The organism is Streptomyces microflavus (assembly GCF_014650075.1).
GTDB lineage: Bacteria > Actinomycetota > Actinomycetes > Streptomycetales > Streptomycetaceae > Streptomyces > Streptomyces microflavus.
In genome coordinates this window covers 464,939-488,692 of record NZ_BMUG01000008.1, presented here as the reverse complement: position 1 = coordinate 488,692, position 23,754 = coordinate 464,939, and the positions used below count along the sequence as shown (strand labels likewise).

General features: G+C 69.5%; 25 protein-coding genes. 21 read left to right on the top strand and 4 right to left on the bottom strand.

Features of this window, described 5'->3' with window-relative positions; translation table 11 throughout:
- Positions 1–61 precede the first annotated feature (61 nt).
- The 15 genes from IE264_RS25100 (at position 62) to IE264_RS25030 (ending at position 13,356) form a co-directional block, all read left to right on the top strand.
- Positions 62–1,135 (top strand): SDR family oxidoreductase, encoded by a 1,074-nt coding sequence (locus IE264_RS25100; protein ID WP_051821729.1) that lies wholly within the window; start codon positions 62–64, stop codon positions 1,133–1,135.
- Positions 1,132–2,418 (top strand): aspartate aminotransferase family protein, encoded by a 1,287-nt coding sequence (locus tag IE264_RS25095; RefSeq protein WP_051821730.1) that lies wholly within the window; start codon positions 1,132–1,134, stop codon positions 2,416–2,418. Before IE264_RS25100 ends, IE264_RS25095 begins: the two co-directional genes overlap by 4 nt.
- Before the next feature lies 1 nt (position 2,419).
- Entirely contained in the window at positions 2,420–2,902 is a 483-nt protein-coding gene (locus IE264_RS25090; protein ID WP_051821731.1) for a type II toxin-antitoxin system RatA family toxin, read from the top strand.
- A gap of 53 nt (positions 2,903–2,955) precedes the next feature.
- Entirely contained in the window at positions 2,956–3,432 is a 477-nt protein-coding gene (locus IE264_RS25085) for a flavin reductase family protein (protein ID WP_032755652.1), read from the top strand.
- A gap of 42 nt (positions 3,433–3,474) precedes the next feature.
- Positions 3,475–4,317 carry an SDR family oxidoreductase gene (locus IE264_RS25080; RefSeq protein WP_032755051.1) on the top strand — a complete coding sequence of 281 codons (843 nt, stop codon included), beginning with the start codon at positions 3,475–3,477 and terminating at the stop codon, positions 4,315–4,317.
- Positions 4,314–4,988, top strand: coding sequence for a sterol desaturase family protein (locus tag IE264_RS25075; protein WP_051821732.1), 675 nt, complete (start codon positions 4,314–4,316; stop codon positions 4,986–4,988). Before IE264_RS25080 ends, IE264_RS25075 begins: the two co-directional genes overlap by 4 nt.
- A gap of 192 nt (positions 4,989–5,180) precedes the next feature.
- Complete coding sequence (locus IE264_RS25070; RefSeq protein WP_051821733.1) at positions 5,181–6,404, top strand: nitric oxide synthase oxygenase; 1,224 nt, start codon at positions 5,181–5,183, stop codon at positions 6,402–6,404.
- A 553-nt stretch (positions 6,405–6,957) separates the two neighbouring features.
- Positions 6,958–7,692: a hypothetical protein gene (locus tag IE264_RS25065; RefSeq protein ID WP_229887740.1), complete on the top strand. Its 735-nt coding sequence runs from the start codon at positions 6,958–6,960 to the stop codon at positions 7,690–7,692.
- Between the two features lie 94 nt (positions 7,693–7,786).
- Positions 7,787–8,389, top strand: a complete 603-nt coding sequence (locus IE264_RS25060) for a copper resistance CopC family protein (RefSeq protein WP_051821734.1) — start codon at positions 7,787–7,789, stop codon at positions 8,387–8,389.
- Positions 8,379–10,424 carry a bifunctional copper resistance protein CopD/cytochrome c oxidase assembly protein gene (locus tag IE264_RS25055; protein ID WP_051821735.1) on the top strand — a complete coding sequence of 682 codons (2,046 nt, stop codon included), beginning with the start codon at positions 8,379–8,381 and terminating at the stop codon, positions 10,422–10,424. The genes IE264_RS25060 and IE264_RS25055 overlap by 11 nt, the downstream gene beginning before the upstream one ends.
- Positions 10,421–11,089, top strand: a complete 669-nt coding sequence (locus tag IE264_RS25050) for a DsbA family protein (protein WP_032755053.1) — start codon at positions 10,421–10,423, stop codon at positions 11,087–11,089. Before IE264_RS25055 ends, IE264_RS25050 begins: the two co-directional genes overlap by 4 nt.
- Positions 11,090–11,102: 13 nt before the next feature.
- Positions 11,103–11,627 (top strand): carbonic anhydrase, encoded by a 525-nt coding sequence (locus IE264_RS25045; RefSeq protein ID WP_032755661.1) that lies wholly within the window; start codon positions 11,103–11,105, stop codon positions 11,625–11,627.
- Positions 11,628–11,668: 41 nt separating this feature from the next.
- Positions 11,669–12,145, top strand: coding sequence for a DUF3093 domain-containing protein (locus tag IE264_RS25040; RefSeq protein ID WP_032755055.1), 477 nt, complete (start codon positions 11,669–11,671; stop codon positions 12,143–12,145).
- Between the two features lie 172 nt (positions 12,146–12,317).
- A complete protein-coding gene (locus IE264_RS25035) occupies positions 12,318–13,109 on the top strand; it encodes a DUF1775 domain-containing protein (protein WP_229887738.1) in 792 nt (263 codons plus the stop codon).
- A gap of 103 nt (positions 13,110–13,212) precedes the next feature.
- Positions 13,213–13,356 (top strand): hypothetical protein, encoded by a 144-nt coding sequence (locus tag IE264_RS25030; RefSeq protein ID WP_158706505.1) that lies wholly within the window; start codon positions 13,213–13,215, stop codon positions 13,354–13,356.
- A gap of 53 nt (positions 13,357–13,409) precedes the next feature.
- Here IE264_RS25030 and IE264_RS25025 read toward each other — a convergent pair whose 3' ends face one another.
- The 4 genes from IE264_RS25025 to IE264_RS25010 all read right to left on the bottom strand — a co-directional run bounded on the left by IE264_RS25025 (position 13,410) and on the right by IE264_RS25010 (position 15,782).
- Entirely contained in the window at positions 13,410–13,820 is a 411-nt protein-coding gene (locus IE264_RS25025; RefSeq protein ID WP_032755058.1) for a four-helix bundle copper-binding protein, read from the bottom strand.
- 143 nt (positions 13,821–13,963) lie between these two features.
- Entirely contained in the window at positions 13,964–14,485 is a 522-nt protein-coding gene (locus IE264_RS25020; RefSeq protein WP_032755665.1) for a DUF4396 domain-containing protein, read from the bottom strand.
- Positions 14,486–14,639: 154 nt separating this feature from the next.
- A complete protein-coding gene (locus IE264_RS25015) occupies positions 14,640–15,251 on the bottom strand; it encodes a DUF305 domain-containing protein (protein WP_032755060.1) in 612 nt (203 codons plus the stop codon).
- Positions 15,252–15,374: 123 nt separating this feature from the next.
- A complete protein-coding gene (locus IE264_RS25010) occupies positions 15,375–15,782 on the bottom strand; it encodes a DUF6153 family protein (protein ID WP_032755061.1) in 408 nt (135 codons plus the stop codon).
- Positions 15,783–16,562: 780 nt separating this feature from the next.
- Here IE264_RS25010 and IE264_RS25005 point away from each other — a divergent pair.
- The 6 genes from IE264_RS25005 to IE264_RS24980 all read left to right on the top strand — a co-directional run bounded on the left by IE264_RS25005 (position 16,563) and on the right by IE264_RS24980 (position 23,624).
- Complete coding sequence (locus IE264_RS25005; protein WP_158706506.1) at positions 16,563–17,000, top strand: hypothetical protein; 438 nt, start codon at positions 16,563–16,565, stop codon at positions 16,998–17,000.
- 119 nt (positions 17,001–17,119) lie between these two features.
- Entirely contained in the window at positions 17,120–18,256 is a 1,137-nt protein-coding gene (locus IE264_RS25000; RefSeq protein ID WP_032755064.1) for a PLP-dependent cysteine synthase family protein, read from the top strand.
- Positions 18,253–19,512 carry an MFS transporter gene (locus tag IE264_RS24995; RefSeq protein WP_032755065.1) on the top strand — a complete coding sequence of 420 codons (1,260 nt, stop codon included), beginning with the start codon at positions 18,253–18,255 and terminating at the stop codon, positions 19,510–19,512. Before IE264_RS25000 ends, IE264_RS24995 begins: the two co-directional genes overlap by 4 nt.
- Before the next feature lie 81 nt (positions 19,513–19,593).
- Positions 19,594–20,007, top strand: a complete 414-nt coding sequence (locus IE264_RS24990; RefSeq protein ID WP_051821737.1) for an ArsR/SmtB family transcription factor — start codon at positions 19,594–19,596, stop codon at positions 20,005–20,007.
- Positions 20,000–22,261, top strand: coding sequence for a heavy metal translocating P-type ATPase (locus IE264_RS24985; protein WP_078657378.1), 2,262 nt, complete (start codon positions 20,000–20,002; stop codon positions 22,259–22,261). The genes IE264_RS24990 and IE264_RS24985 overlap by 8 nt, the downstream gene beginning before the upstream one ends.
- Positions 22,262–22,586: 325 nt before the next feature.
- Positions 22,587–23,624: a C40 family peptidase gene (locus IE264_RS24980; RefSeq protein ID WP_032755067.1), complete on the top strand. Its 1,038-nt coding sequence runs from the start codon at positions 22,587–22,589 to the stop codon at positions 23,622–23,624.
- Positions 23,625–23,754: the final 130 nt, after the last annotated feature.

Below are 23,754 nucleotides of genomic sequence, written 5' to 3'. Positions count from 1 at the left end.
GCGTCGCCGCGACCATCTCTGCCCTGTACGTCCGTTGAACTTCTTCGTGAGGTGCTCGATCGTGCCCCTTGGTCCCACAGTTCTGCTCACCGGTGCGTCCGGTGTCGTGGGCAGCGCCCTGCTGCCCCAGCTGTCCGACTGCCATGTCATCGCCCTGATCCACCGCACCCCTGCGCCCGGCGCTGACGAGCAGCTCGTCGGAGACTTGACCGCGCCGCTCCTAGGTCTCGACCAGGACGCCTACCAACGCCTCTGCTCCCGTGTCGATGCCGTGGTGCACTGCGCGGCCATCACCGGCTTCTCCAGCGGGCCCGAGGCCACCCACGCCCTCAATGCAGCCGGCACCCGGCAGATGGTGGAGCTCACCACTGACGCCGACGCCGTGATGTATCACGTGTCGACCGCATTCGTGGACCGCACCGACCTGACCCGCGCCCAGATGGGCCAGGACCACGGGGATGCGACCGCCCGCCCGGAGGACTACCTCGACTCCAAGCGGGCCGGTGAGGACATCGTGAGGTCCTCCGGCATCCCGGCGGTCATCGTCCGCCCGTCGGTGGTGATCGGAGACGCAGCCACCGGGGCGATCTCCGCGTTCCAGGGTATGCACGGCGTCATCCACGGGCTGCTGCGCGGCCTCCTGCCCCTGGTTCCCGTACCGGCGCACTCGCCCGTGGACTTCGTACCTCAGGACGTGGTCGCGGCCACCATCGCCCGTCTCATCCGGCAGGGCACCCGCGATGGCGAGGTGTGGGTCACCGCCGGCACCGACGCCCTGAGAACCGACCGGGCCCTGGAAGTCATCCAGGAGACCGCGGACCGGCTGGGTCTGGACGCCGCGCGGCCGCGCATCGTGGGCCCCGAAATGGTCGACCGCCTGATCCGGCCGGTCTTCATCGCCAACCTGCACCCCCGGGCCAGGCGCCGCTTCGACGACATGCTCGCCATGACCGCCCTGTTCGCCCACGGACACGTCTTCCCCAACAGCCTCGGCCAGAAAGGGCTCCCTGCCGCGCTCAGCAGCAGTGGACTCGAATCCGCACTGCGAACTTCGGTCACCTACATGGCCCGGGCCAAGGGCATGGTCCGCACCGCCCCGACGGCTGACCTCCAGACTGCGCAGGTCGTGGCATGAGGGAACTGACCCTGCCCGTCCCGCACGCCTCCGAGCTGTCGGCAGCTGAAATACTGGGCATCTACCGGCGCCACCTGAGCAAAGGCCGGGCCCGTCTCGCATCACTGACCGGCGCGGCCATGGAGGTCGCCTCGGAAGGCAGCCGCGTCTGGGACGCGGACGCCAACGAATACCTGGACTGCGGCGGGTACGGGGTCTTCCTCCTCGGTCACCGACACCCGCGTGTGGTCAAGGCGGTGATCGAACAGATACAGCGCCATCCCATGGCCACCCGGCTGCTGCTGGAACCAACCGCGGCAATCGCGGCGGCGGCGCTCGCCGCCGTGGCCCCGCCCGGGCTGGAAAGGGTGCACTTCGTCAACTCCGGTGCCGAAGCGACCGAGACGGCGATCAAGCTGGCACGCGCGCACGGCAAGCACCGGCTGATCTCCGCCATCGGCGGCTACCACGGCAAGACCACCGGCGCCCTCGCTGTCACGGCCAAGCCCCTCTACCAAGACCCGTTCAGACCCCTGCTGCCGGCCGAACACGTCCCCTACGGCGACGCCGATGCCCTGAAGCAGACCCTCGCCGGCGGCGACCCGGCCTGCGTGATCCTCGAACCCATGCAGGGCGAGGGCGGCGCAGTCCTGCCACCGCCCGGCTACCTGACACAGGTACAGCAGCTGTGCGCCGAGCACGACGCCATGTTCGTCCTGGACGAGATCCAGACCGGACTCGGCCGTCTCGGCACCTGGTGGGGCGCGGACGCGGAAGGGCTGCGCCCGGACGTGATGCTGGTCGGGAAGAACCTCAGCGGCGGCGTCATTCCCGTCGCCGCGGCCATCGCCACACCGCAGGCGTACGCCCCGTTCGACAAGGACCCCTACCTCCACACCTCCACCTTCGCCGCCTCACCGGTCGCCATGGCCGCTGCCGCAGCCGCTGTCACCGCGATCCACGACGAGAATCTGGTGGAGCGCGCCCGCACGCTCGGCGAAGAGCTGATGACCCGCCTCCATGACGCGCTCACACCGCTACTCGGCAACGCGGTAGCCGACATCCGCGGACGCGGCCTGCTCATCGGCATCGAGATGCGCGACGAAGGCGCCGCCGGAGAACTTGTCCTGAACCTGCTGGAAGCCGGGCTCCTCGTCAATCACTCCCTCAATGCACACAGGGTCGTACGCCTGACCCCTCCTGCGGTGCTCACGCCCTCCGATCTGGACTGGATCAGCCGCGCGTTCACCTCCGCGGCCACTGCACTCGCCCGTACGACCACTTCGACGAAGGAGACACGCTGACATGCCCGAGGTGACCCTCGACGCCCTCATACCCCAAGCCTCCGCCGCAGACGTCTTCGACCGGCTGCGGGACTTCGCCGCCTACCCCAAGTACACCGACGCCGTCCGCGAAGTGTCCGTCACCGACACCGGCGGCGACACCTTGGACTCGGACTGGTCGGTAAACTTCCGCAACGGCATCCTGTGCTGGTCCGAACGCGACCGCATCAACGCCGACACCCTGTCCATCGACTTCACCCAGACCGACGGCGACTTCGACACCTTCGACGGCAGCTGGAAGGTCTACAGCCACCCGGACGGCGCGGTCACCGTACGCTTCACCGCCACCTTCGACCTCGGCATGCCCAGCCTGGCCGCGATCATCGACCCCATAGCCTGCCAGGCCCTCACCGAAGCCATCAGCCTCATTCTCCTGGGCCTGCTCGGGGACCACATCACCCTCACCGCCCCCGAACCCGTACCCGTCCCCGCGGACACACCGTGACCGGCTCCCTCACCACCACCCAGCCGCCCGAGGTGAACGGTGCGGGAAAAACGGTGACTGCACAGCGTTTCAAAGACCTGCTCGCCCATCTGCCCACCCCCGTGACCGTGCTGACGACGTGCGAGAGCGACGGAAGCGGGGCAGCGGGTATGACAGCCAGCGCCGTGTGCTCCCTGTCCCTGGACCCGCCACTGATCCTGGCCTGCGCGGACAACCACAGCCGCACCCTGGCCCGTATCCGCACCACCGGAGCCTTCGCGGTCAACGTACTGCGCGAAGAACAGGCACACCTCGCCAAGCGCTTCGCCGACGGCAGCGTGCGCCAGGCCGACCGGTTCGCCGGCACCCCCCACCACCTCATCGACCGGCTGCCGGTACTGGATGAGGCATTGGCATGGCTGACGTGCGACGTCCAAGACACCTTCCCGGGCGGCGACCACACCATCCTCACCGCCCGGGTGCGCCAGCTCGGCCACCGCGGCGGTCATCCGCTGATCTGGCACAACCGCGCCTTCCGCATCCTCGCCTGACCGCCCCGCCTCACCGACCACACGTGACATCAGGAGGACCCCGTGCCCAGGGACATCAACAACAAGGTCGTCGCCATCACCGGCGGCAGCCGCGGCATCGGCCGCGCCACCGCCGAACTGTTCATCGCCCAAGGCGCGAAAGTCGCCATCGGTGCCCGCAACCACGACGTCGCGACCAAGGTGGCCGCCGACATCGGTGCCCACGCCTACCCGCTCGACGTCACCGACCCCGACAGCGTCCAGACATTCTGGAAAGCGGTCGAAGCCGACCTCGGCGAGATCGACATCTTCGTCAACAACGCCGGCGAGATGATCGTCGGACGGTTCGAGAACGAGTCCGCCGAAGACACCACCCACCAGCTCGGCGTCAACCTCCTCGGCACCCTCAACGGCATGAAGACCGCCATCGGCCCCATGCGTGCCCGCGGCCGCGGCCACATCATCAACATGGTCTCCGCCGTCGGCATGATCGGCCTCCCCGGCTGCGCCACCTACTCCGCCGCCAAACACGGCGTCGTCGGACTGTCCGAAGGCGTACGGGCCGAACTGCGCGGCTCCGGGGTGGACCTCTCCATCATTCTGCCCATCCCCGCCCAGACCGAGCTGACCTCCGGCGTCGGCAAGGGCCGCTTCGTGCCCCTGCTCACCCCCAAGGACATCGCCACGTCCGTACTGCGCACCGCCCGCCGCCCCGTCTACAACCGGTACGTGCCCGGCTGGACCAACCCGGTCACCCGCTCCCTGTTCCTGCTGCCCCAGCCCTGGCGCGACGGTATGGGCCGCTTCCTCAAGGCCGACCAACTGCTGCGCACCACCGACTACCAGGCCCGCGCCGCCTACGAGACGCGGGTGAAGATCCCCACGGCGGAAGGAGCCGGGGCGTGACCTCCCAGACGCCCGTACAACGGAGCAACTACAAGGGCGCGAACCAACGCGGCAAGGCACCTGCGGTCGTCCGCCGACGCTGGCTGGACCACCTCATCCACGTCCACCCCGCCACCACCATCGCCATGTTCACCCCGGTGATCGCCGTGTGCGTGTGGCTCTCCCTCGGCGACGCAGGCGGCTGGGCTCTCACGGGGTGGGCAGCGGCCGGCTACCTCACCTGGACGCTGTCGGAGTACTGGGGCCACCGCATCGTGCTGCACTACGAACCCGAGAAGGGCTTCGGGGCGCGCCTGCACTACATCCTGCACGGCATCCACCACGACTACCCCACCGACCCGCGGCGCTCCATCCTCAGTCCGCTGCTCAGCATCCCTATGGTCGGCGGAACGATCTACCTTGCCTCCGGGCTGGGCTCACTGCCGCTGATCTTCGGCGCCGGCTACACCTTCGGCTACCTCACCTACGACCTCTTCCACCTCTACCTGCACCTCGCCACTCCCAAGAGCCGCCTGATGCGGCATCTGCGCTCGCTGCACATGCGCCACCACTTCCGCGACGACACCAGGGGTTTCGGTATCTCCGCCCCCTACTGGGACGAACTGTTCGGAACCTCCATCGCCCGGCGAACAACCGCGGGCACAGCAGGAACGGGCAGCCCGGGCGCTTGAATTCCACCCGCCGGTCCGACACACGACCGGCACCCCATGACGGGCACGGGCACCCCAGCGGACCACGACTTGCCCCCAAGTCGTCGATGCCCACCGCCAGGGTGCCCGTGCCTTACCCCGCGCCCATGCACGTCCGGCCACCAAGGCCCACCACGCCGACCGCCGGAGCCGAACGCCACCCGCGAGGAACCCATGAACTCCGAAACGCTTCTGGCCCGCATCCTCACCCTCGACCCTGACCAGGCCGACTCCGGCACCGCACCGCCAAGCCCCCAGGAAGCCGAACCCGCACGCAGCCGCGCAGCCGACGCAGGCGAGGCGGAGGAGTTCATCCGTCTCCATCACGCCGAGCACCCCGACCAGCCGATCCCGCTGCCAGCACGCCTCCAGCAGATCCGCGTGCAGATCAACGAAACGGGCACCTACACCCACTCCGAAGACGAGCTGACCTTCGGGGCCCGCGTCGCCTGGCGCAACTCCAGCCGCTGCATCGGCCGCCTGTACTGGAAGAGCCTGCGCGTCCTGGACCGGCGCACAGCCGCCAGCGCCGACGAGATAAATCAGCACCTCGTCGAGCACCTGCACCAAGCCACCAACAGCGGCCGCATCCGTCCCGTCATCTCCATCTTCGCCCCGGACACACCCGACAGCCCATCACCGCGAGTGTGGAACGACCAGCTCATCCGCTACGCCGGCTACCACCAGAACAACGGTTCCATCACCGGCGACCCCGCCTACACGGATTTCACCGACACCGTGCGACGGCTCGGCTGGCAGCCTCCCGGCGGCGCCTGGGACGTGCTGCCCTGGGTCATCGAGACCGACCAGGGCAAACCCGAACTGTTCGACGTCCCCACCAGCGCCGTGCTCGAGGTCCACCTCACCCACCCCGACCGTCCCGACTTCGCCGACCTCAACCTGCGCTGGCACGCCGTCCCGGCCATCTCCAATATGCGGCTGCGTATCGGCGGCATCGACTACCCCCTTGCGCCGTTCAACGGCTGGTACATGGGCTCAGAGATCGGCGCCCGCAACCTCGTCGACGTCGACCGGTACAACCTGCTGCCCACCATCGCCGAACACCTCGGACTCGACACCAGCAACGAAGCCACCCTGTGGCGTGACCGCGCCCTGGTCGAGCTGAACGTCGCGGTACTGCACTCCTTCAACGCAGCCGACGTGAAGATCAGTGACCACCACACCGAGTCGAGGCGCTTCCTGACCCACCTGGCCAAGGAAGAAGGGCACGGCCGGACCGTGCCCGCCGACTGGAGCTGGATCGTGCCGCCCATCTCCGGAGGCATCACCCCCGTGTTCCATCGCTACTACCAGGAGTCCGACCAACGCCCCAACTTTTACCTCGACAACGACGCCAAGGCCCGCGGCAAAAGCGGATGCCCGCTCGGCCACGGCTGACCGCTCACGCTTCCAGGATGGTCCCCAAAACCCCTTGCCGCGCGCCCTCGGCGCAAGACCCAGACAACCCAACCTCGAAGTATGCGCGCAACCAAGCCCGCCACAGTGGCCCACTGCCCGGCATACGCCTGCCCGACCTCCCTGAACGATGAGCGCGCACCGTGGTCGGGTTTCGTCCCTCCGACACGCGGAAGCACGCGCTACGCCTCAGGTCGGGCGCCGTAGACGGCGAAACCTCACAATCCCCTGACCGATCCTTATCCCGACACCGCACGGGCAACGCCTCGGCAGTGCTGCTCGGTGGTGGAACAAGAACTAAGACATAGCTGGCCCGCCCGCCTGTGACGACGTCCGGGTGCCGAATGATCAGACCGCTTGAGGGCGACATACGGGGGCGGCCCAAGGACGGTCATCATGCCATTCGGCTGCATCGTGCGTGCGCGAGGCGCCTTCGGTATTCGGGGGACGGGCTGCAGGAGGCTTGGGCTCTGGTCTCGACGCCGCGATCGTCGGGAACCGGACACATCCAGAGGGGAACACCCAGGAGGCGGGCATGCGCTCCGCTACGGGTAGCCTTCTTCTCACCAGAGCCGCCTTTCTCACTGCGACGTTCGGAAATCCGCCCATGGGACCGTTGCTGCTGCCCCGTACCGCCTCGCCGGCCTCGGGCGTGCTGCGTGGTACCCGTGCGGCGGTTCTCGCCATGCTGTGCGTCCTGCTGCCGATGGTTGGACATGTGCTGGCATTGGGACACGCTCCGCAGTGGGTCATCGTGGCGGCGGTTGGTCTCGTAGCCCTGCCAGGAGCGGTGTTCTTGACCCGGCGCAGGCTTACCGACGGACAGCTGCTTGGGGTGCTGGTCGCGGCCCAGGTCGCCCATCACGCCACGTATGCGTTGCCCGGGATGTGCCGGGCAGCTGCTGGAGCGGACGCCACCTCGGTGCTTCCCTCATGGGTGGAGCACGGCGCAACCCTGCAACTGCCTGCGGGCTCCTTGATCTCCGGTCATGTGATCACCCTGATGGTGGCCGCCCGGGTGCTGGGCGTCACCGAGCAGATGCTGTGGCGGAGCAAGCCGCTGCTGGACGTGATGCTGTGCCTGCTGGCTTTCGTGCGGCCGCTCCTGGTCGTGCGCGGCAATGGCCCGCAGGACCGGCTCCGGACGACCGAGATGCTGTTGAAGCCAGCCGTTCTGGTACGGCTGCGCTCCGGCCGGGCGCCTCCGCGCTCCGGTGGTCTCCTCGTCCGTTCCCGGCTGATGCCGGTCGGCCATCCTGCCGTGTCCTGACAGACATACGCGTGCGGGGGACGACCGGCGTGCGCCGGTCCGCGCGTATCCCTGCGGCTGAGGCCGCAGGCTGCACAGAAGGTCCCCTTCACCCATGCATTACACCTATGGGCGTGTCCGCTTTGCGGCACGCGCACTAGTCGCACCCGCCGCCCTGGGCATCCTCGTCGCGGGCGCTCCCCTTGCTGCGGCACACACGGATCTCGACAGCAGCGCCCCCGTGGCCGAAGCGTCGCTCGCCGAAGTGCCTGAGAGCGTCACGCTGACTTTCAGCGATCCGATGCACCAGAAGTACGCCAAGGTCGCCGTCACCGGCCCGGACAAGAAGCCCGCCGGGCAGGGCACCCCTCGGGTCGATGGCAAGCGCGTCACAATCGCTCTCGATCCACAGGCATCCGCAGGCGAGTACAGCGTCGGCTACCGGGTCGTGTCCGCCGATGGCCACCCCGTCTCCGGCTCCTACACCTTCACCGTTCAGACTCGAAAGGCGTCCCCGGACCCGACTGCGTCGGTGTCTGCGATGCCGACCGCCCCGACGCCGACCCCGGCCTCGGCCTCGGGCGCCCAGGCGGCTTCTGACAGCGCTGGCTCGGCCGGTATGAGCACTGCCGCTGTCACCGCCGCCGGGGTGCTGATGGCTGTCGGGGCGGCCGGCTACCTCATGCTCCGGCGCAAGAGGGTCAGCCGTGGCGACTGACGGCGCGGTGACCAGGCCGAAGGTCTTCTTCCGGCTGCCACTCCTCCTGGTCGTCGCTGCGGCAGGTGCGGTGATCGCTGCAGTGGCCGCCGTGTGGGCGGGCGGCGGCACCGATTCGTCTGTGCCGGGGATCGAGGGGCCGGGGGCGGTGACCACCTGGGGGTTGCCGGTGCTGCGCACGCTCGCGGACGTCTCTGCGGTCGCCACCATCGGAGCCCTCCTCATGGTCGTCGTACTGATTCCGGGGGGCCGGCGGCTGGGGGAGGACCAGCTGCGCTTTTTGAACTGGGCTGCTGTATCGGCCGCGGTGTGGACGATGACGTCCGTTGCCACCTTGGTCTTCACCCTCTCCGACCTCTTCGCACAGCCGCTGGGAGCGGTCCTCAGCCCCGACGTCGTGGCGGACTATGTCGTCACCGACCCGCAGGGCCGTTCCTTCGCGCTGTCCGCAGTGGCCGCCGCAGCGGTTGCGACGGTGTGCCTGGGGCTTGGTACCGCTCGCTGGGCGCGTGCCGCGCTCCTGCTCACCGTCGCCGGGTTGCTTCCGCCCGCGTTCACCGGCCACTCCTCGGCCGCGAGCAACCACGACGCCGCCGTGATCAGCTTGGCCCTGCACCTGGTCGGCGTCGCCGTCTGGGTCGGCGGCCTGCTCTTCGTTTTGGTGGCGGCCTTCCGACGGGAGGAGCAGACGAAGGACGCCGTGCGGCGGTTCAGCCCGCTGGCCGGGTGGTCGCTGCTCGCGGTCGGGGCCAGTGGCCTGGTCAACGCCGCCGTACGGCTGCCCTCGCCCAGCGAGGTGCTCACCAGCCGGTACGGGCTGCTCCTCCTGGCCAAGACCGCGGCACTGCTGCTCCTGGGAGTGGCCGGGTGGTGGCACCGTAAGCGCACCATGCCATCGCTGGCAGAAGGGAGCCGGCGGGGCTTCGTCCGCCTCGCCGCCGTTGAACTGCTGATCATGACAGCGGCGATGGGACTCGCGGTCGGCCTGTCCCGTACCCCCGCTCCCGGTGTGCAGGACGCGGCCCTCTCTCCGGCGGAGGAGCTGCTGGGCTTCGCCATGCCTCCGGCGCTGGGCGACTTCCCCTGGACGCCGCTGTTCACCCAGTGGCACTTCGACCCGCTGTTCGCCTTCGGCACAGCGGCTGCCGCACTGCTGTACCTGGCCGGTGTCCGCAAGCTGCACGTACGGGGCGACCGGTGGCCCATCGGGCGGACCATCGCGTGGTTCGCGGGCCTGGTGGTGACCGTGTTCGCGACGATGAGCGGGCTGGCGGTGTACGGCAAGGTGCTGTTCAGCGTCCATATGGGCCAGCACATGATCCTCGCGATGAGCGTGCCGATCCTGCTCGTGCTGGGCGCCCCCGCCACCCTCGCGCTGCGCGCGCTGCCCACCGCCCCCAAGGGCTCTGCGACCGGGCCGCGCGAGATGCTGATCGCCCTGCTGCACAGCCGCTACGTACGCGTCATCTCCCACCCGGTGGTGGCGAGCGTGCTGTTCATCGGCAGCGCGTTCGCCGTCTACTACACCTCGCTCTTCGAGACGCTGATGAGCAGCCATCTCGGGCACATGGTGATGCTGGTGCACTTCCTCGTGGTGGGGCTGCTGTTCTTCTGGGTGATCATCGGGATAGACCCCGGCCCACGCCGCCCGCCGCACCTGGGACGCCTGTTCACGCTCATCCTGACCATGCCGTTCCATTCATGGTTCAGCATCTCCCTGATGAGCTCGACCACGCTGATCGGCGCGGGCTGGTGGTCCCGGCTCGACCGTCCCTGGGTCGAGGAGGCGCTGGAGGACCAGTACGACGCCGGTGCCATCGCCTGGGCCACCGGCGACATCCCTGTCCTGATCACCACAATCATCCTGGCGATCCAGTGGGTGCGCTCCGACCGGCGAGAAGCCCGGCGCGTCGACCGGCAGATCGACCGCGGCGACGCCGGCGACCCGCTGGCCGCGTACAACGCCTACCTCGCCGGCCTCCACGCCCGCGACCGACGCCCGATTCCCCGCGAAACCCCCAAGAGGCAATCATGAAGAAACTGACCAAGAACCTGATCGTCGCCGCCGTCATCGTGGCCTGTTTCGCAGCCGCCCTCGGCTCCTACCTCCTGCTGCGCCCCGACACGCCCTCCGACAGCGCCACGGACGTGCAGCCCGCCGCCCAGGCCCTGCCCGTACGGGACACCAGCCACCGCCTCAGCACACCCGGGCGCAGCGAGCTGACCATCGTCGAGTTCCTCGACTTCGAGTGCGAAGCCTGCGGCGCGTACTACCCGGCCGTGGAGAAGCTCCGCGAGCAGTACGGCGACCGGGTCACGTTCGTCGCCCGGTACTTCCCCATGCCCGGCCACCGCAACGGCGAACTCGCCGCCCGCACCGCCGAAGCCGCCGCACAGCAGGGCAAGTTCGAGGAGATGTACAGCAAGCTCTTCGCCACCCAGAAGGAATGGGGAGAGGCGCAGGAGAGCAAGGAGAGCGTCTTCCGCGGCTACGCGAAGGACCTCGGACTCGACCTGAAGAAGTTCGACACGGACCTCGCCGCCCCGGCCACCGCCGAACGCGTCAAGGCCGACCAGCGCGACGGCCTCGGCCTCGGCGTCCAGGGCACCCCGACTTTCATCGTCGACGGCACCAAGATCCAGAACCCGGCCACCTTCGACGAGTTCAAGAAGCTCATCGATGACCGCCTCACGGACTGACCGGGAGGCCGGCATGCAACTTCTCATAGACGAGGCGCGCACCTTTCCCGCACGGGCCGCCGCGCATGGTGTCAACCTCGGCCCGCACACCACCAGCGCCACACCGCAGGCCATGTTCATCGCCTGCTCCGACGCCCATGTGGTGCCCGCACTGCTGACCAGCAGCCGTCCGGGCGACCTGTACGAACTGCGCACCTACGGCGGGACGCTTCCCCACTACGCCGAACACGAGCCGACCAGTGAAGCCCGGACCATCGAGCACGCGGTCGACGTCCTGTGCGTCACCGACATCATCGTGTGCGGACACTCCCGGTGCGGGGCGATCGACGCCCTCCACCCCGACTCCGAAGCAGCCCCCTTCCAGGTGGCCGCAGGGCAGTGGCACACCCTCATGCAGTTCGACGCCCTCAGCGAGTACCCGTGCGTCCAAGCCCGCCTGATCGACCGGACCCTGCGCCTGCACGCCTGGTACTACGACATCGACGCGGGCACCACGGTCCGCTACGACCCGCGCGCCAGCGCCTTCCTCCCGCTGTGAACTCTCCCCATGCCCCCGCCGTATACGACAAGGTGAAACCCGTGGCTGCGGACAACGCACTCGCTTACGACGAACGCCTCACCGTCCCCCGCACCTGGTGGGTCATCGTCTTTGCCTTCGGTTTGGCCACGGCCCTGGTCTTCTTCCCCTACGGGCCCATCGCCGCCCTCATCGCCTTCGCCGCCGGAGGCGGCCTGGCCACGAGCTTCGCCACGTCCCAGGGATCGATGCGCATCCGGGTCACCCCGAAGCTCCTCGTCGTCGGTGACGCCCGCCTGCCGCTGAACGCCCTGGGCGAACCCCACGCCCTGTTCGGGGACGAGGCCCGCGCCTGGCGCACCTACAAGGCAGATACCCGGGCCTTCTTCGTCATGCGCAGCTACATCAGCGGCGCAGTCCGGGTGGAGGTCCTCGACCCGGACGACCCCACTCCCTACCTCTACATCTCCACCCGCGCACCCGAACAGCTCGCCGCAGCAATCCGGGGTTCCGCCCGGACGGCGGGGAGCGAGGAGTGACGGAGGTACCTGACGTCGAAGCCGGTGCGGGCCGCAGCACCTCCCTACCTGAGCGCCCGCGTTGCTTCCCAGCTCCCGCATACCCGCGTCGCACGGCCAGCATTCTTACCCTCGAACCTCTCGCAGTCGGAGTTGCTGACCCATCTTTCGGGACGCAGAGGCCCCCGAAGGGATGCTTCAGATCCCGCCCAGGTGGTTCTACGGCACCGTTCGCTGTCATCGCTTCTTCTCCCTCACCGAGGAGCCCATCATGTTCTCGTCCCCGTTTGTCGCTCGGCGGATCAGTGCCGCGGGCGCTCTCGTTCTGGCGGCGCTGTTCGTTTCGGCGGCGCCCGCTCTCGCACACGTTGAGGTGCAGTCCGAGACGCCGCAGGCGCTCGTCCAGAACGTGAGTCTCACCTTCGAGGCTGAGGCAGAGTCGGACAGCGCCGGCATCACTGAGATGCGCGTCGTCCTTCCCGACGGCATCGCCCCCACCGACGTCGTCCTGCTGGGGCAGCCCAAGGGGTGGAAACTGACAGCCGATACCGACGGCTTCACCGTCGGCGGACCGCCGGTCGCCGTCGGTACCAATGCGGTCTTCACCGTGAAGGTGCGCCAACTTCCCGACGCCGATGAACTGGCCTTCAAGACGATAGAGACGTACAGCGACGGCAAGATCTCCCGATGGATCGAAATCCCGAAGGGAGACGCCAGGCCGCAACAGCCGGCGCCGGTGCTGGAGTTGAAGGCTGCTGCTCCGGGAGCCAGCCCCATCGCCACCAGCCCGAGTGCCAGCGACGCTCCCGCTCCGTCCCCCACCTCGGCGTCTCCGGCGGTGCCAGCCCCCGAGGCCGCCGCCAAGGACGATGAGGGTGAGGGGAGGACGGGGCTGCTCGTCGCCGCAGTGGCCATCGCCGTCCTCGCCGCTGCGGGAGGCGTGTGGTGGCTGCTCAAGCGCCGGTCGGGTACCTCGCAAAGTTGAACTCCGGGCCCCACCGGGAACCGGACAGCATGAACGGACAACCCCTGCGGGAGCGGCATCGAGGCCACCTCCGCAAGGTCCCGTTCCCCGCTGTTGTGCCCAGATGACCCGACCGCACGGTGCGGAAGGCGGTGTGCTGATCGGTCCAGTAGCGAACCGGGCGCAGGCCGCCGAGGGGGACGGCGACCAGGCGGGTCATGGCGGCCGGAAGATGAGCGCGACCGCGCTGTCGGTGTTCAGCCGCTGAGGTGACCCGCTGCGGGCCCCGCCTCCTCGCAGACAGGTTCTCCCACCGCCCCGTCAGCCGAGGGCGCCGAGGAGTGCGGTGCACGCCGTTTCACAGGAACGGCAGGCTTCGGCGCACAGGCGGCAGTGCTCGTGCATGTCCGCGTGCCGTCCGCATTCGTCGGCGCACGCCTTGCAGACCATGGCGCACGCCTTAAGGACCGCAGTGGTGATGTTGGCGTCGTAGCCCGTGTGGCGGGAGAGGACCGCGGCGGTGGCGGTGCAGATGTCGGCGCAGTCCATGTCGGTGCGGATGCACTTGGCCAGGTCACCGACCTTCCCCTCCGACAGGCAGGCGTCCGCGCATGCCGTACACGCTTGGGCGCAGGCGATGCACTGCTCGATGCAGGCGGTGAGCTTGGCCTGGTCGATGTCGCCGAGGTCTGCCGGGTAGGTGGCGAGCATGTCCTTGACGGTGCTGGACATCGTCGGTCCCTCCATATCCCCGCGGGGCCGGCGGATCCGGCCGCCGCCGTCAAGCCCCCGGTACCTCCAGTTAACGCCTCGGCGCGCGAAGGCGCCCGGCCGCATCGCGAGGTGCGACCGGGCGCGGTGCCGTACGGCCGGGGTCAGTGGTAGGCGTGGACCACGGCGTGGCCCTTGCCCCGGCCGATCATCCACTTGTTCACCGGCGTCGTGATCACGAAGGCGACAGCGAAGCCGCCCAGCAGTGCCGTCCAGAACAGCGCGTCCGACAGGTGGGCGTCCATCGCCCCCGGCGTCAGGGCGATGATGCCGTTGTCGACGAGCTCCATCACCGCGATCGAGACGGTGTCGGCGGCCAGCGCGACCTTGATGGCGCTCTTCCAGTCCAGGCCGGCCTTTCGGACCGCGAACAGGGTGAAGGAGTAGCCGAAGACGAACGCCAGCGTGACCGCCAGGACCATCGTCTGGACGTTGCCCCACACCAGGGCGGTACCGATGACCATGCCGAGAATTTCGCCGATGGCACATCCGGTCAGGCAGTGCAGCGTCGCCTTCGCGGCGGCCCCCCAGGTAACTCCGCCCCCCTGATGCCCGGCGTGACCCGCGTGCGTCTGGTGCGCGGCGTGGTCGTGAGCGGCAGCTGTGTCGTGTGCGCTGTGGTCCATGATCGTGATCTCCAATCCCGTCCAGTGCGGCCCGCTGCCGCGAACCCACACCATGAACGATATACCCCCCAGGGGTATTTCGTGAGGTCTGAGCACAGCGAAAGGCTGGGGTGCCGGGCCACTGAGGCCCGGCACCCCCTGGCGCAGGATCAGGTCAGTTCTTGCCGAGCAGGTCGTTCATCCTGGCGATCTCGGCGGTCTGCGAGGTGATGATGGCGTCCGCCATCGTCTTGGCCTCGGGGAAGGAGCCGTCGGCCTTCTCCGTCTTCGCCATGGCCACGGCCCCCTCGTGGTGCTTGATCATCATCTTCATGAAGGCGGTGTCGAACGCCTTCCCGGAGGACGCCTTCAGCTTGTCCATCTCCTCGGGCGTCATCATTCCGCTGCCGGCGCCGTGCACGGAATGGTCCATGGCGCCCTCGGCGGGGACCTGCTCGCCCCAGGTAGTCAGCCAGCCCGAGAGGGTCTTGATCTCCGGGTCCTGGGCCTTCTTGATCTCATCGGCGAGCTTCTTGACCTCGGCGGACCCGGCCCTGCTGGGCGCGAGATCGGCCATCTTCACGGCCTGACGGTGGTGGGGGATCATCCCCTTGGCGAATGCGACATCGGCCGCGCTGTGCCCGCTCTGCGACGCCGAAGCGGACGAGGCCCCCGAGGGCGACGAGCCGGTGGACGTTTCGTCGCTCGACCCGCACGCGGCGAGCACGAGCGAGGCGGCGCCCGCGACAGCGACGAGGGCGCTCCGGCGGATGAGGTTCTTGTTCATGGTGGTGCGACTCCCTGATGCGCCGCCCGGGCGGGCAGACGCCGATACGGAAAACGAAGACATGCCGGAGCAACGGCATCCCCGTCGGCGAAGCCGGGGCGAGGAGGTGCCGTGCGGGCGGTCCTATATCCGCAGGAGTTGCAGCTCGGCGAGATCGGGCGGCGCACGCCCGCTCTCCGGGCTGCCAGCGGCACTGCCGGACAACGCCATGGGCACCGGCCCGGCACCGAGAGCTTCGGCCAGGGCGGGAGCCGCGTACGCGGCGCTAACGCCGGCCGCCGCACAGGTGGCATCCGCGTGGTCCGCGTGGCTCATTCCGCCGTCGGACCGCATGCAGTCACCGGCCACCTGTCGGCCGGCCTCTTCGTAAGCCATCGCCACCGCATGACCACTGACCGCTGCCGGCGGTTTCACGGACGCCGGTCCGGGCCCCAGGCCGTGCATCGCCAGCACACCGGCCAGCACCGCGAGCACCAGCAGCACGAAGCCACGCCCGGCAGGGCGACGGCTCGGCTGCATCGTGCTGGTCATGCGGTCATCGTACGACCCGTCCCGCGGCCCGGCCTCCCCGGCTACCCGAGATCCCACCGAAACCGCGTGACGCCACGCGACGATGACCGATGGTCCCCATGGCCGAGAATGCGGGGCAGCCGCAGGAGGTCGCGTTGCCGGTAATCCGGGCGCGGATCTGACCTTCGTTCTGGTCGTTGACCTCGATGTGGATGTGCGAGGTGTCCCACGCCGTCTTCGCCACCGCCAGCAGCAGACCGATCCTGCCGGGTCAAGGAACTGGTGCACAGGTGGCGCGACCACCGCGAAAAGCCGTGGTGCTGGTCGTCACCGCTGCCGCGATCCCGGTGACCAACATGTTCGCGGGCGTGGTGATCGCGTAGCCCGGAGCCTCGCGGGACTGCGGCCCGTCGCGGTCCTGGTGGTGTTGGTCTACCTCATGGACTGCCCGCATCACGGGTGTGACCGCGCACATCCGCTCCTGTGCGGCGCCGCTGCGTTGACGTCAGTCATCCGCCCCGAGCTACGCCAGCTGCGCGGGCCGAAGGTGAAGGTCGTGGTATCCACCGCATCGCGAACTCCTCGGGCTACTCCGCCGTATGAAAACCCGCTGGGGGACGAGGCACATTACAAGGGCGGCATCTCCCCTGCTTCACTCGATCGGGGGAAGCTGCCGTGGATATGTTCTCGCCACGCAACTCTGGGGAGAGGGCCCCTGGGTGTTCTCGGTGGCTGGATAGGCGAGGTGTCCCCCATTCCCTACACGCACTTTATGTGGCTGATCGACTACATTCCGTGCTCATGGGGATAGGGGCTGGACGCCGCGTCAGCTGCCTCGGCATGTGGTCCGAGGCGGTGCTCGCTGTGCTGCTCGCCGTCCTGGTCCACCTGCTGGCCTGCGCCCACGGCCCCGTCCTCACCGGCGGGGAGCGGGCCGACAGTATCGCCGCAGTCTCCACCCCGTCCTGCGACCAGCCTGCGCCACCGCTGACGTATCCCGCCGGACAAGTGCCGCAGCCCAGCGGGGGCGGGGACCGTCAGTGTGTGGGCGGGGACGAGCCGAGCGTTCAGGCGCCGCGCGGAACGCATCAGGCCGACACGGCCATGTGCGACGAACTGCCCGGTATGCCCTCCGGCATGAGCGCCGACTGCGCGTGGCAGCGGCCACCACCACCTTCCTGCTCTGCAGCGCTGCCCGCCCAGCAGAAGCGTGCCTGCCTGGGTGTATGGCGGACGTGACCGGACTGTGAGCCGTCGTGATGTGGGCTGTCGCCCGCCTCGGCGCCACGACCACCCGTCCTGACCTTCCTGTACAGCGGCCGAACGCCCCCTGGTGTCGGCCGCAGGAGAAGCACGCCATGAACCAGAGCACCCGCACGTTCACTTCCGCCTCGCCCGCCGGACTCCTGGCCGGCGCCAAGCGCCCACTGCACACCCCGGCCGGGCTGGTCGGCGACACCCCCGTCCTGTGGATCGGGGACCCCTTCACTGCACCCGGCCGCGGTTTCTGGGCCAAACTGGAGGGCCACAACCCCGGGGGCATCAAGGACCGCACCGCCCTGCACATGGTGCTGGCCGCCCGGCAGCGGAAGGAACTGCTGCCCGGAGCACGGATCATCGAGTCCACCTCCGGCACCCTGGGCCTGGGACTGGCCCTCGCCGGAGCCGTGTACGGGCACCCGGTCACCGTCGTCACGGACCCCGGGATGGAGCCCCTCATGACGGGCCTGCTCACGGCTTTCGGCGCCGAAGTGGAACTCGTTGAGACGCCGCACCCGGTCGGCGGCTGGCAGGAGGCCCGCCGCCGACGCGTCGAAGCGCTCCTCGCCGCACAGCCCGACGCCTGGTGCCCCGACCAGTACAACAACCCCGACAACGTCGCCGCCTACGCCCCCCTCGCCCATGAACTCGTCGCCCAGCTCGGCCGGATCGACACCCTGGTAGTCTCCGTCGGCACCGGCGGGCACTCAGCCGGCATCGCCTCCGTCCTGCGCGGCTACTTCCCGCACCTGCGGGTGGTGGGCGTGGACACCACCGGATCGACGATCTTCGGACAGCCCGCCGCCACGCGCCTGATGCGCGGCCTGGGCAGCAGCATCCACCCCCGCAACGTCGCCTACGACCTCTTCGACGAGGTCCACTGGGTAGCAGCCCCCGAAGCGGTCTGGGCGGCGCGGCGCCTGGCCCGCGACCACTACGCCACCGGCGGCTGGAGCGTCGGCGCAGTCGCCCTCGTCTCCCGCTGGCTGGCCCAAACCCTGCCGGCCGAGAACCGGATCCTGACCGTGTTCCCCGACGGCCCGCAGCGCTACATCGGAACCGTCTTCGACGACGCCTACTGCCGGGAGCACAACCTGCTGGGCCACCTGCCCGCCGACGAGCCCGACGAGATCGCCCACTCCGGCGACCGGGTCGTCTCCCGGTGGACCCGCTGTACCCACGTCACCGACCCCCTCGCGCTCGACGCGCTGCTCCTCGCCGAGGCCGCCCGATGAAGGCCGTGTGGGAGCAGACGCGCTCCTTCTCCGCCCCGACCCGGCTGCTGATGGCCAACCAGTTCGCCATCAACCTCGCCTTCTACATGCTCATGCCCTACCTCGCCGCGCACCTCGCCGGCCCGCTCGGGCTGGCCGCCTGGGCCGTCGGACTGGTCCTGGGGGTGCGCAACTTCTCCCAGCAGGGGATGTTCCTCGTCGGCGGGACCATCGCCGACCGGTTCGGCTACAAGGCGCCCATCATGGCCGGCTGCCTGCTGCGCACCGCCGGGTTCGGCCTGCTCGGCTGGGTGGACAGCCTGCCCGCGCTGATCGCCGCCTCCGCCGCCACCGGGTTCGCCGGCGCGCTGTTCAACCCCGCCGTCCGCGCCTACCTGGCCGCCGAGGCGGGTGAGCGCAGGGTCGACGCCTTCGCTACCTTCAATGTCTACTACCAGGCGGGCATGTTCCTGGGCCCCCTTGTCGGTCTCGCCCTGCTCGCTGCCGACTTCCAGGCCGTGTGCGCGGTCGCCGCCGCCATCTTCGCCCTACTCACGGCTCTGCAGTGGCGCGCTCTTCCCGACCGGCGCGGCACGAGCGCCGACGGCACCTCCGGCCCGGCCGAGAGCGTCCTCGCGCAATGGCGATCTGTCCTCGCGAACCGGCCGTTCCTGCTGTTCTCCGGCGCGATGATCGGCTCCTACGTACTGACCTTCCAGGTCTATCTCGCCCTCCCGCTGGCGGCGGGAGACGCCCTGGGGGCGCACGCCACGAAGGTCACCAGCGGTCTGTTCGTCGTCTCCGCCGCGGTGGCGGTCGCCGGGCAACTGCGGCTGACGGCCTGGGCGAAGGCCCGGTGGAGCCCGCACCAGTCCCTGACCGTGGGCCTGTCCTGCATGGGCCTGGCCTTCGTCCCGCTCGCACTCACCCCGAGGGATTTCCCCGCCATGGTCCTCATCGCGCTGGTGGGTGCGGTGGTACTCCTCGCCGTCGGCGGCGCGATCGTCTATCCGTTCGAGATGGACACCGTGGTCGCCCTGTGCGACAACCGGCTGGTCGCCACCCACTACGGCCTGTACAACACCGTCTCCGGTCTGGGCATCACGCTGGGCAACCTGGCCATCGGGGCCCTGTGGGACTTCGCGCAGAGCCACCGGATGGCCTGGCTGACGTGGGGGGCTCTCATCGCGACAGGCTTCGCGTGCGCGGTATCGGTCACCGCACTGGCCCGCAGTGGACGACTCGCTCCCCGGCGTGCCGTCGAGGCCGTCGGCTGAAGACTGCGCACGCCTGAGCAGAGAGCAGACACTCAAGGGTTCAGTCTTTGCTTAATTCAGTGATGGCTGTAACCTCGATCCATGGAGACGCGATACGACAGGAGCCCGGCCGTGGCTGTGGACGCCGGCGCGCTCGCCCGGGTGGGCACAGCGCTGGCGGACGAGTCACGGCGCAGGCTGCTGCTGGCCCTGCTCGAAGCCCCCGCCTACCCCTCGGACCTCGCCGAACGCCTGGGTCTGACCCGCGGCAACGTCTCGAACCACCTGTCCTGCCTGCGCGGCTGCGGACTGGTCAAGACCGTCCCCGTCGGCCGCCGGGTGCGCTACGAACTGGCGGACCCCAAGCTCGCCCATGCCCTGGCCGAACTGGCCGAACTCGTCCTTCTCGTCGACCACCAGGGACAGCCCGACCAGGCATGCGACCCGGACGGCGCCTGCTGCGCAGGCGGCACCGCCCCCGGGCACATAAAGAACGCGGAGGCCAGCCGTGGCTGATGAATGCTGCGGCACCGGCCCCACCACCTCCACCCTCTGGGGTGCGGCGGCACCGGAGCCGCCCTCCCGCGTCTGGCAGGTACGCGAACTGCAGGCCGCCGCCGCGTCCGGTGTGCTGCTGGGCGCATCGTTCCTGGCTCCCAGCGCCTTCTCGACGCCCCTGATGCTCGCCGCACTCGCCGTCGGCGCGGCCACCTTCGCCCCCGGCGCCGTCCGGGCCCTGCTGCGCGGCGGTCTCGGCGTCGGACTGCTGATGACCATCGCCGCCGCCGGGGCCGTCGCCCTGGGAGAGTACGGGGAAGCCGCGACACTGGCCTTCCTGTTCTCCATCGCCGAGGGACTCGAAGGCTACGCCTTGGCCCGCACCCGCCACGGACTGCGCGCCCTCCTCGACCTCGTACCCCCCAACGCCGTCGTCCTGCGCGGCAACGCCGAGCAACAGGTGGAGCCCGCAGAACTCGTCGTCGGCGACATCCTGGTGGTCCGGCCCGGCGAGAAGATCGCCACCGACGGCACCGTGCGCGCCGGGCGCAGCGCCCTGGACACCTCCGTCGTGACCGGGGAGTCCGTCCCCAGCGAAGTCGGCCCAGGCAGCGAAGTCTTCGCCGGAACCATCAACGGCGCCGGTGTCCTGGAAGTAACCGTCACCGCGACCGCCGAGGACAACTCCCTGGCCCGTCTGGTCCACATCGTCCAGGACGCCCAGGAACGCAAGGGCAACAGCCAGCGCCTGGCCGCCCGCTTCGCCCGCCCCCTGGTCCCCGGCGTCCTGATCCTGGCCGCGCTGATCGCCGCCGTGGGCAGCCTGTTCGGCGACCCCGGCATCTGGATCGAACGCGCCCTGGTTGTTCTGGTCGCCGCCGCACCGTGCGCCTTCGCCCTGTCCGTCCCCATCGCCGTGGTCGCCGCCGTCGGCGCAGCCTCCAAGGCCGGAGTGCTCATCAAGGGCGGCGCCGCCGTCGAGGCGCTCGGCGCCGTACGGGTCGTCGCCCTCGACAAGACCGGCACCCTCACCCGTAACAACCCCGCCGTCGTCGATGTGGTCACCGCCCCCGGCATCGAACGCGACCGCGTCTTGGGCATCGCCGCCGCTCTCGAAGCGCGGAGCGAACACCCCCTGGCGGCAGCGATCCTCACCGCCGCCGACGAGCTCCCCTTCCCGCGGGCTCAGGACGTCGAGGCCGTCCCCGGCAACGGTCTGACCGGCGCCGTCGAAGGCGCCCCGGCACGCTTGGGCAAGCCCGGCTTCATCGACCCCGGCGCCCTCGGCACAGAGGTGGCCCGTCTCCAGAGCGCGGGAGCCACCGTCGTCGTCGTCGAACACGACAACGCCGTCCTCGGCGCCGTCGCCGTACGCGACGAGATCCGCCCCGAAGCATCCGAAGCCGTCGCCCGCCTCAAGCGGCAGGGCATTCAGGTCGTCATGCTCACCGGCGACAACACCCGCACCGCCCAGGCCATCGCCGCCGACGCGGGCATCACCGACGTACGCGCCGAACTCCTCCCCGAGGACAAGGCCCGTATCGTCACCGAACTCTCCGCACGCGGCCCGGTCGCCATGGTCGGCGACGGCATCAACGACGCCCCCGCCCTCGCCACCGCCCATGCCGGCATCGCCATGGGCGCCATGGGCAGCGACGTCGCGATCGAAGCCGCCGACATCGCCCTCATGGGCGAAGACCTGCGCCGCCTGCCCGACGCCATCGCCCACACCCGCGCCGCCCGCGCCGTCTTCACCCAGAACCTCATCCTCTCCGGCGCCATACTCATCACCCTCGTCCCCCTCGCCGGCCTCGGCGTCCTGGGCCTGGCAGCCGTGGTCGCCACCCACGAACTCGCCGAAGTCCTCGTCATCGCCAACGGCATCCGCGCCGGACGCAAGACCCGCCTGCCCCACCACCAGTCCGTCCGCGACCCCGCCCCGGCCCGCCCCGCGGCGGCCACCCCATTGCTGCTGCCGACCGCTGACGGGTGCGCCGACGGATGCTGCGACATATCAGCCGGCGCACCCGCACGCGCCGACGACAGGAAGGCCCTGCTCCTCGCGGCTCCCTCACGCAAGGAGCCCACGGACACCAGCCTTACCGCGCCCGCGGACCGGCCCACGCTGCTGCCCATGGCCACGAGCACACCCGCCACGCGCACGGCCCCCGCCCAGAAGGACGGGTCCTCCCCGACGGCACCACACCGGGAACCCGTGACAGGCTCCACCGACGCGGCATCCGCCCCCTCCTGCGACTGTTGCTCGCACTGAACGAACACAGCCCGGGGCGGGGCGCGCCAGCAAGGAGCGCCCCGCCCCGAGTATCCGTCCACAGCCCGGCGCTGCTCCCAACAGGGCCGGGGGACAGGCCCTCTCGCAGGCGCAGGAGACCGGCTCCCGCGTGGCCGGTCCACATTGCCGGCCTAGGCTTGGTCTTAACTCACTAAGCTGATTAGTATGCGTATCCAGTCTCCGCACGGTCGATCACCCGCCCGGGGTGTCGGTGGAGGTGTCGCTGAACCCGTGAGCTTCCTCCGGAACTTGCCGGGATGACTTCACCGTCGAGCAGCGGCCGAGGAAGAAGGAGCTCGCCTCAGTGGCGTCCCACCGTCGTCCTAAGCAGCCGAATCACGCGTATACCTCCGTCCTGACCGCGACCGCCGCGGTCACGGTCGTGATGTCCGCCCAGTCAGCATCGGCGGACCCGCTGCCGGACCCGAACAAGAAGGGCGTGCAGGCCCAGATCGACCGCCTGTACGAGGAGGCCACCCAGGCCACGGAGAAATACAACGGAGCCAAGGAGTCGGCCGACAAGCTCCAGGAAGAGGCCGACAACCTGCAAGAAGCAGTCGCCCGCAAACAGAGCGCGCTTAACGAACTCCGTCAGCAGCTCGGCTCCGTGGCCACCGCCCAGTACCGCAGCGGCGGCCTCGATCCCTCACTCCAGCTGCTCCTCTCGGCCGATCCCGACGCCTACCTGGACAAGGCGTCCGGCCTCGACCGCCTCAGCGCACGGCAGTCCGACACCCTCCAGCGCTTCCTCTCCCAGCAGCGCGCCCTGCAACAGCAGCGCACTCAGGCCGGCGAGAAGCTCAACAGCCTTCAGGACACACGGAAGGAACTGGGAAGCAAAAAGAAGGAGATCCAGGGAAAGCTGGCGCAGGCGCAGAAGCTCCTCAACACGCTGACCGCGAAGGAGCGGGCCACGATCGCAGAGAAGGAGGAGCGGGCCAACCGCTCCAGCGAACGGGTCGACCTGGGCAACGAGACCAGCGCGTCCGGAATCACAGCCGCAGCCTTCAACGCCGCCAAGAGCAGGGTCGGCATGCCGTACGTCTGGGGAGCGACCGGCCCCGGCTCCTTCGACTGCTCCGGCCTGACCTCCTGGGCCTTCCGCCAGGCCGGCGTGTCCCTGCCGCGTACCTCCCAGGCCCAGGCCAACGCGGGCACCCGGATCAACTCCCTCAGCGCGCTGAAGCCCGGTGACCTCATCATCATGCGCACCGACCTCAGCCACGTCGGGTTCTACGCCGGAAACGGACAGATCCTCCACTCACCCAAGCCCGGAGCCCAGGTGCGTTACGAGTCGATCGCCCGCAGCGGCATGCCCTTCATGTGGGGCGTACGTATCTGAGGAACCCGGTCCGTGCAGGAAGCCCAGCGTTCCGGCCGGGCGAACGCGGATACGCCGAGGGGCCCGGCCCGGAACATCAGTGACTCCGGACGGCGGGACGGCGCAGTGGCCGGTCCCGCCCGGATCTTGC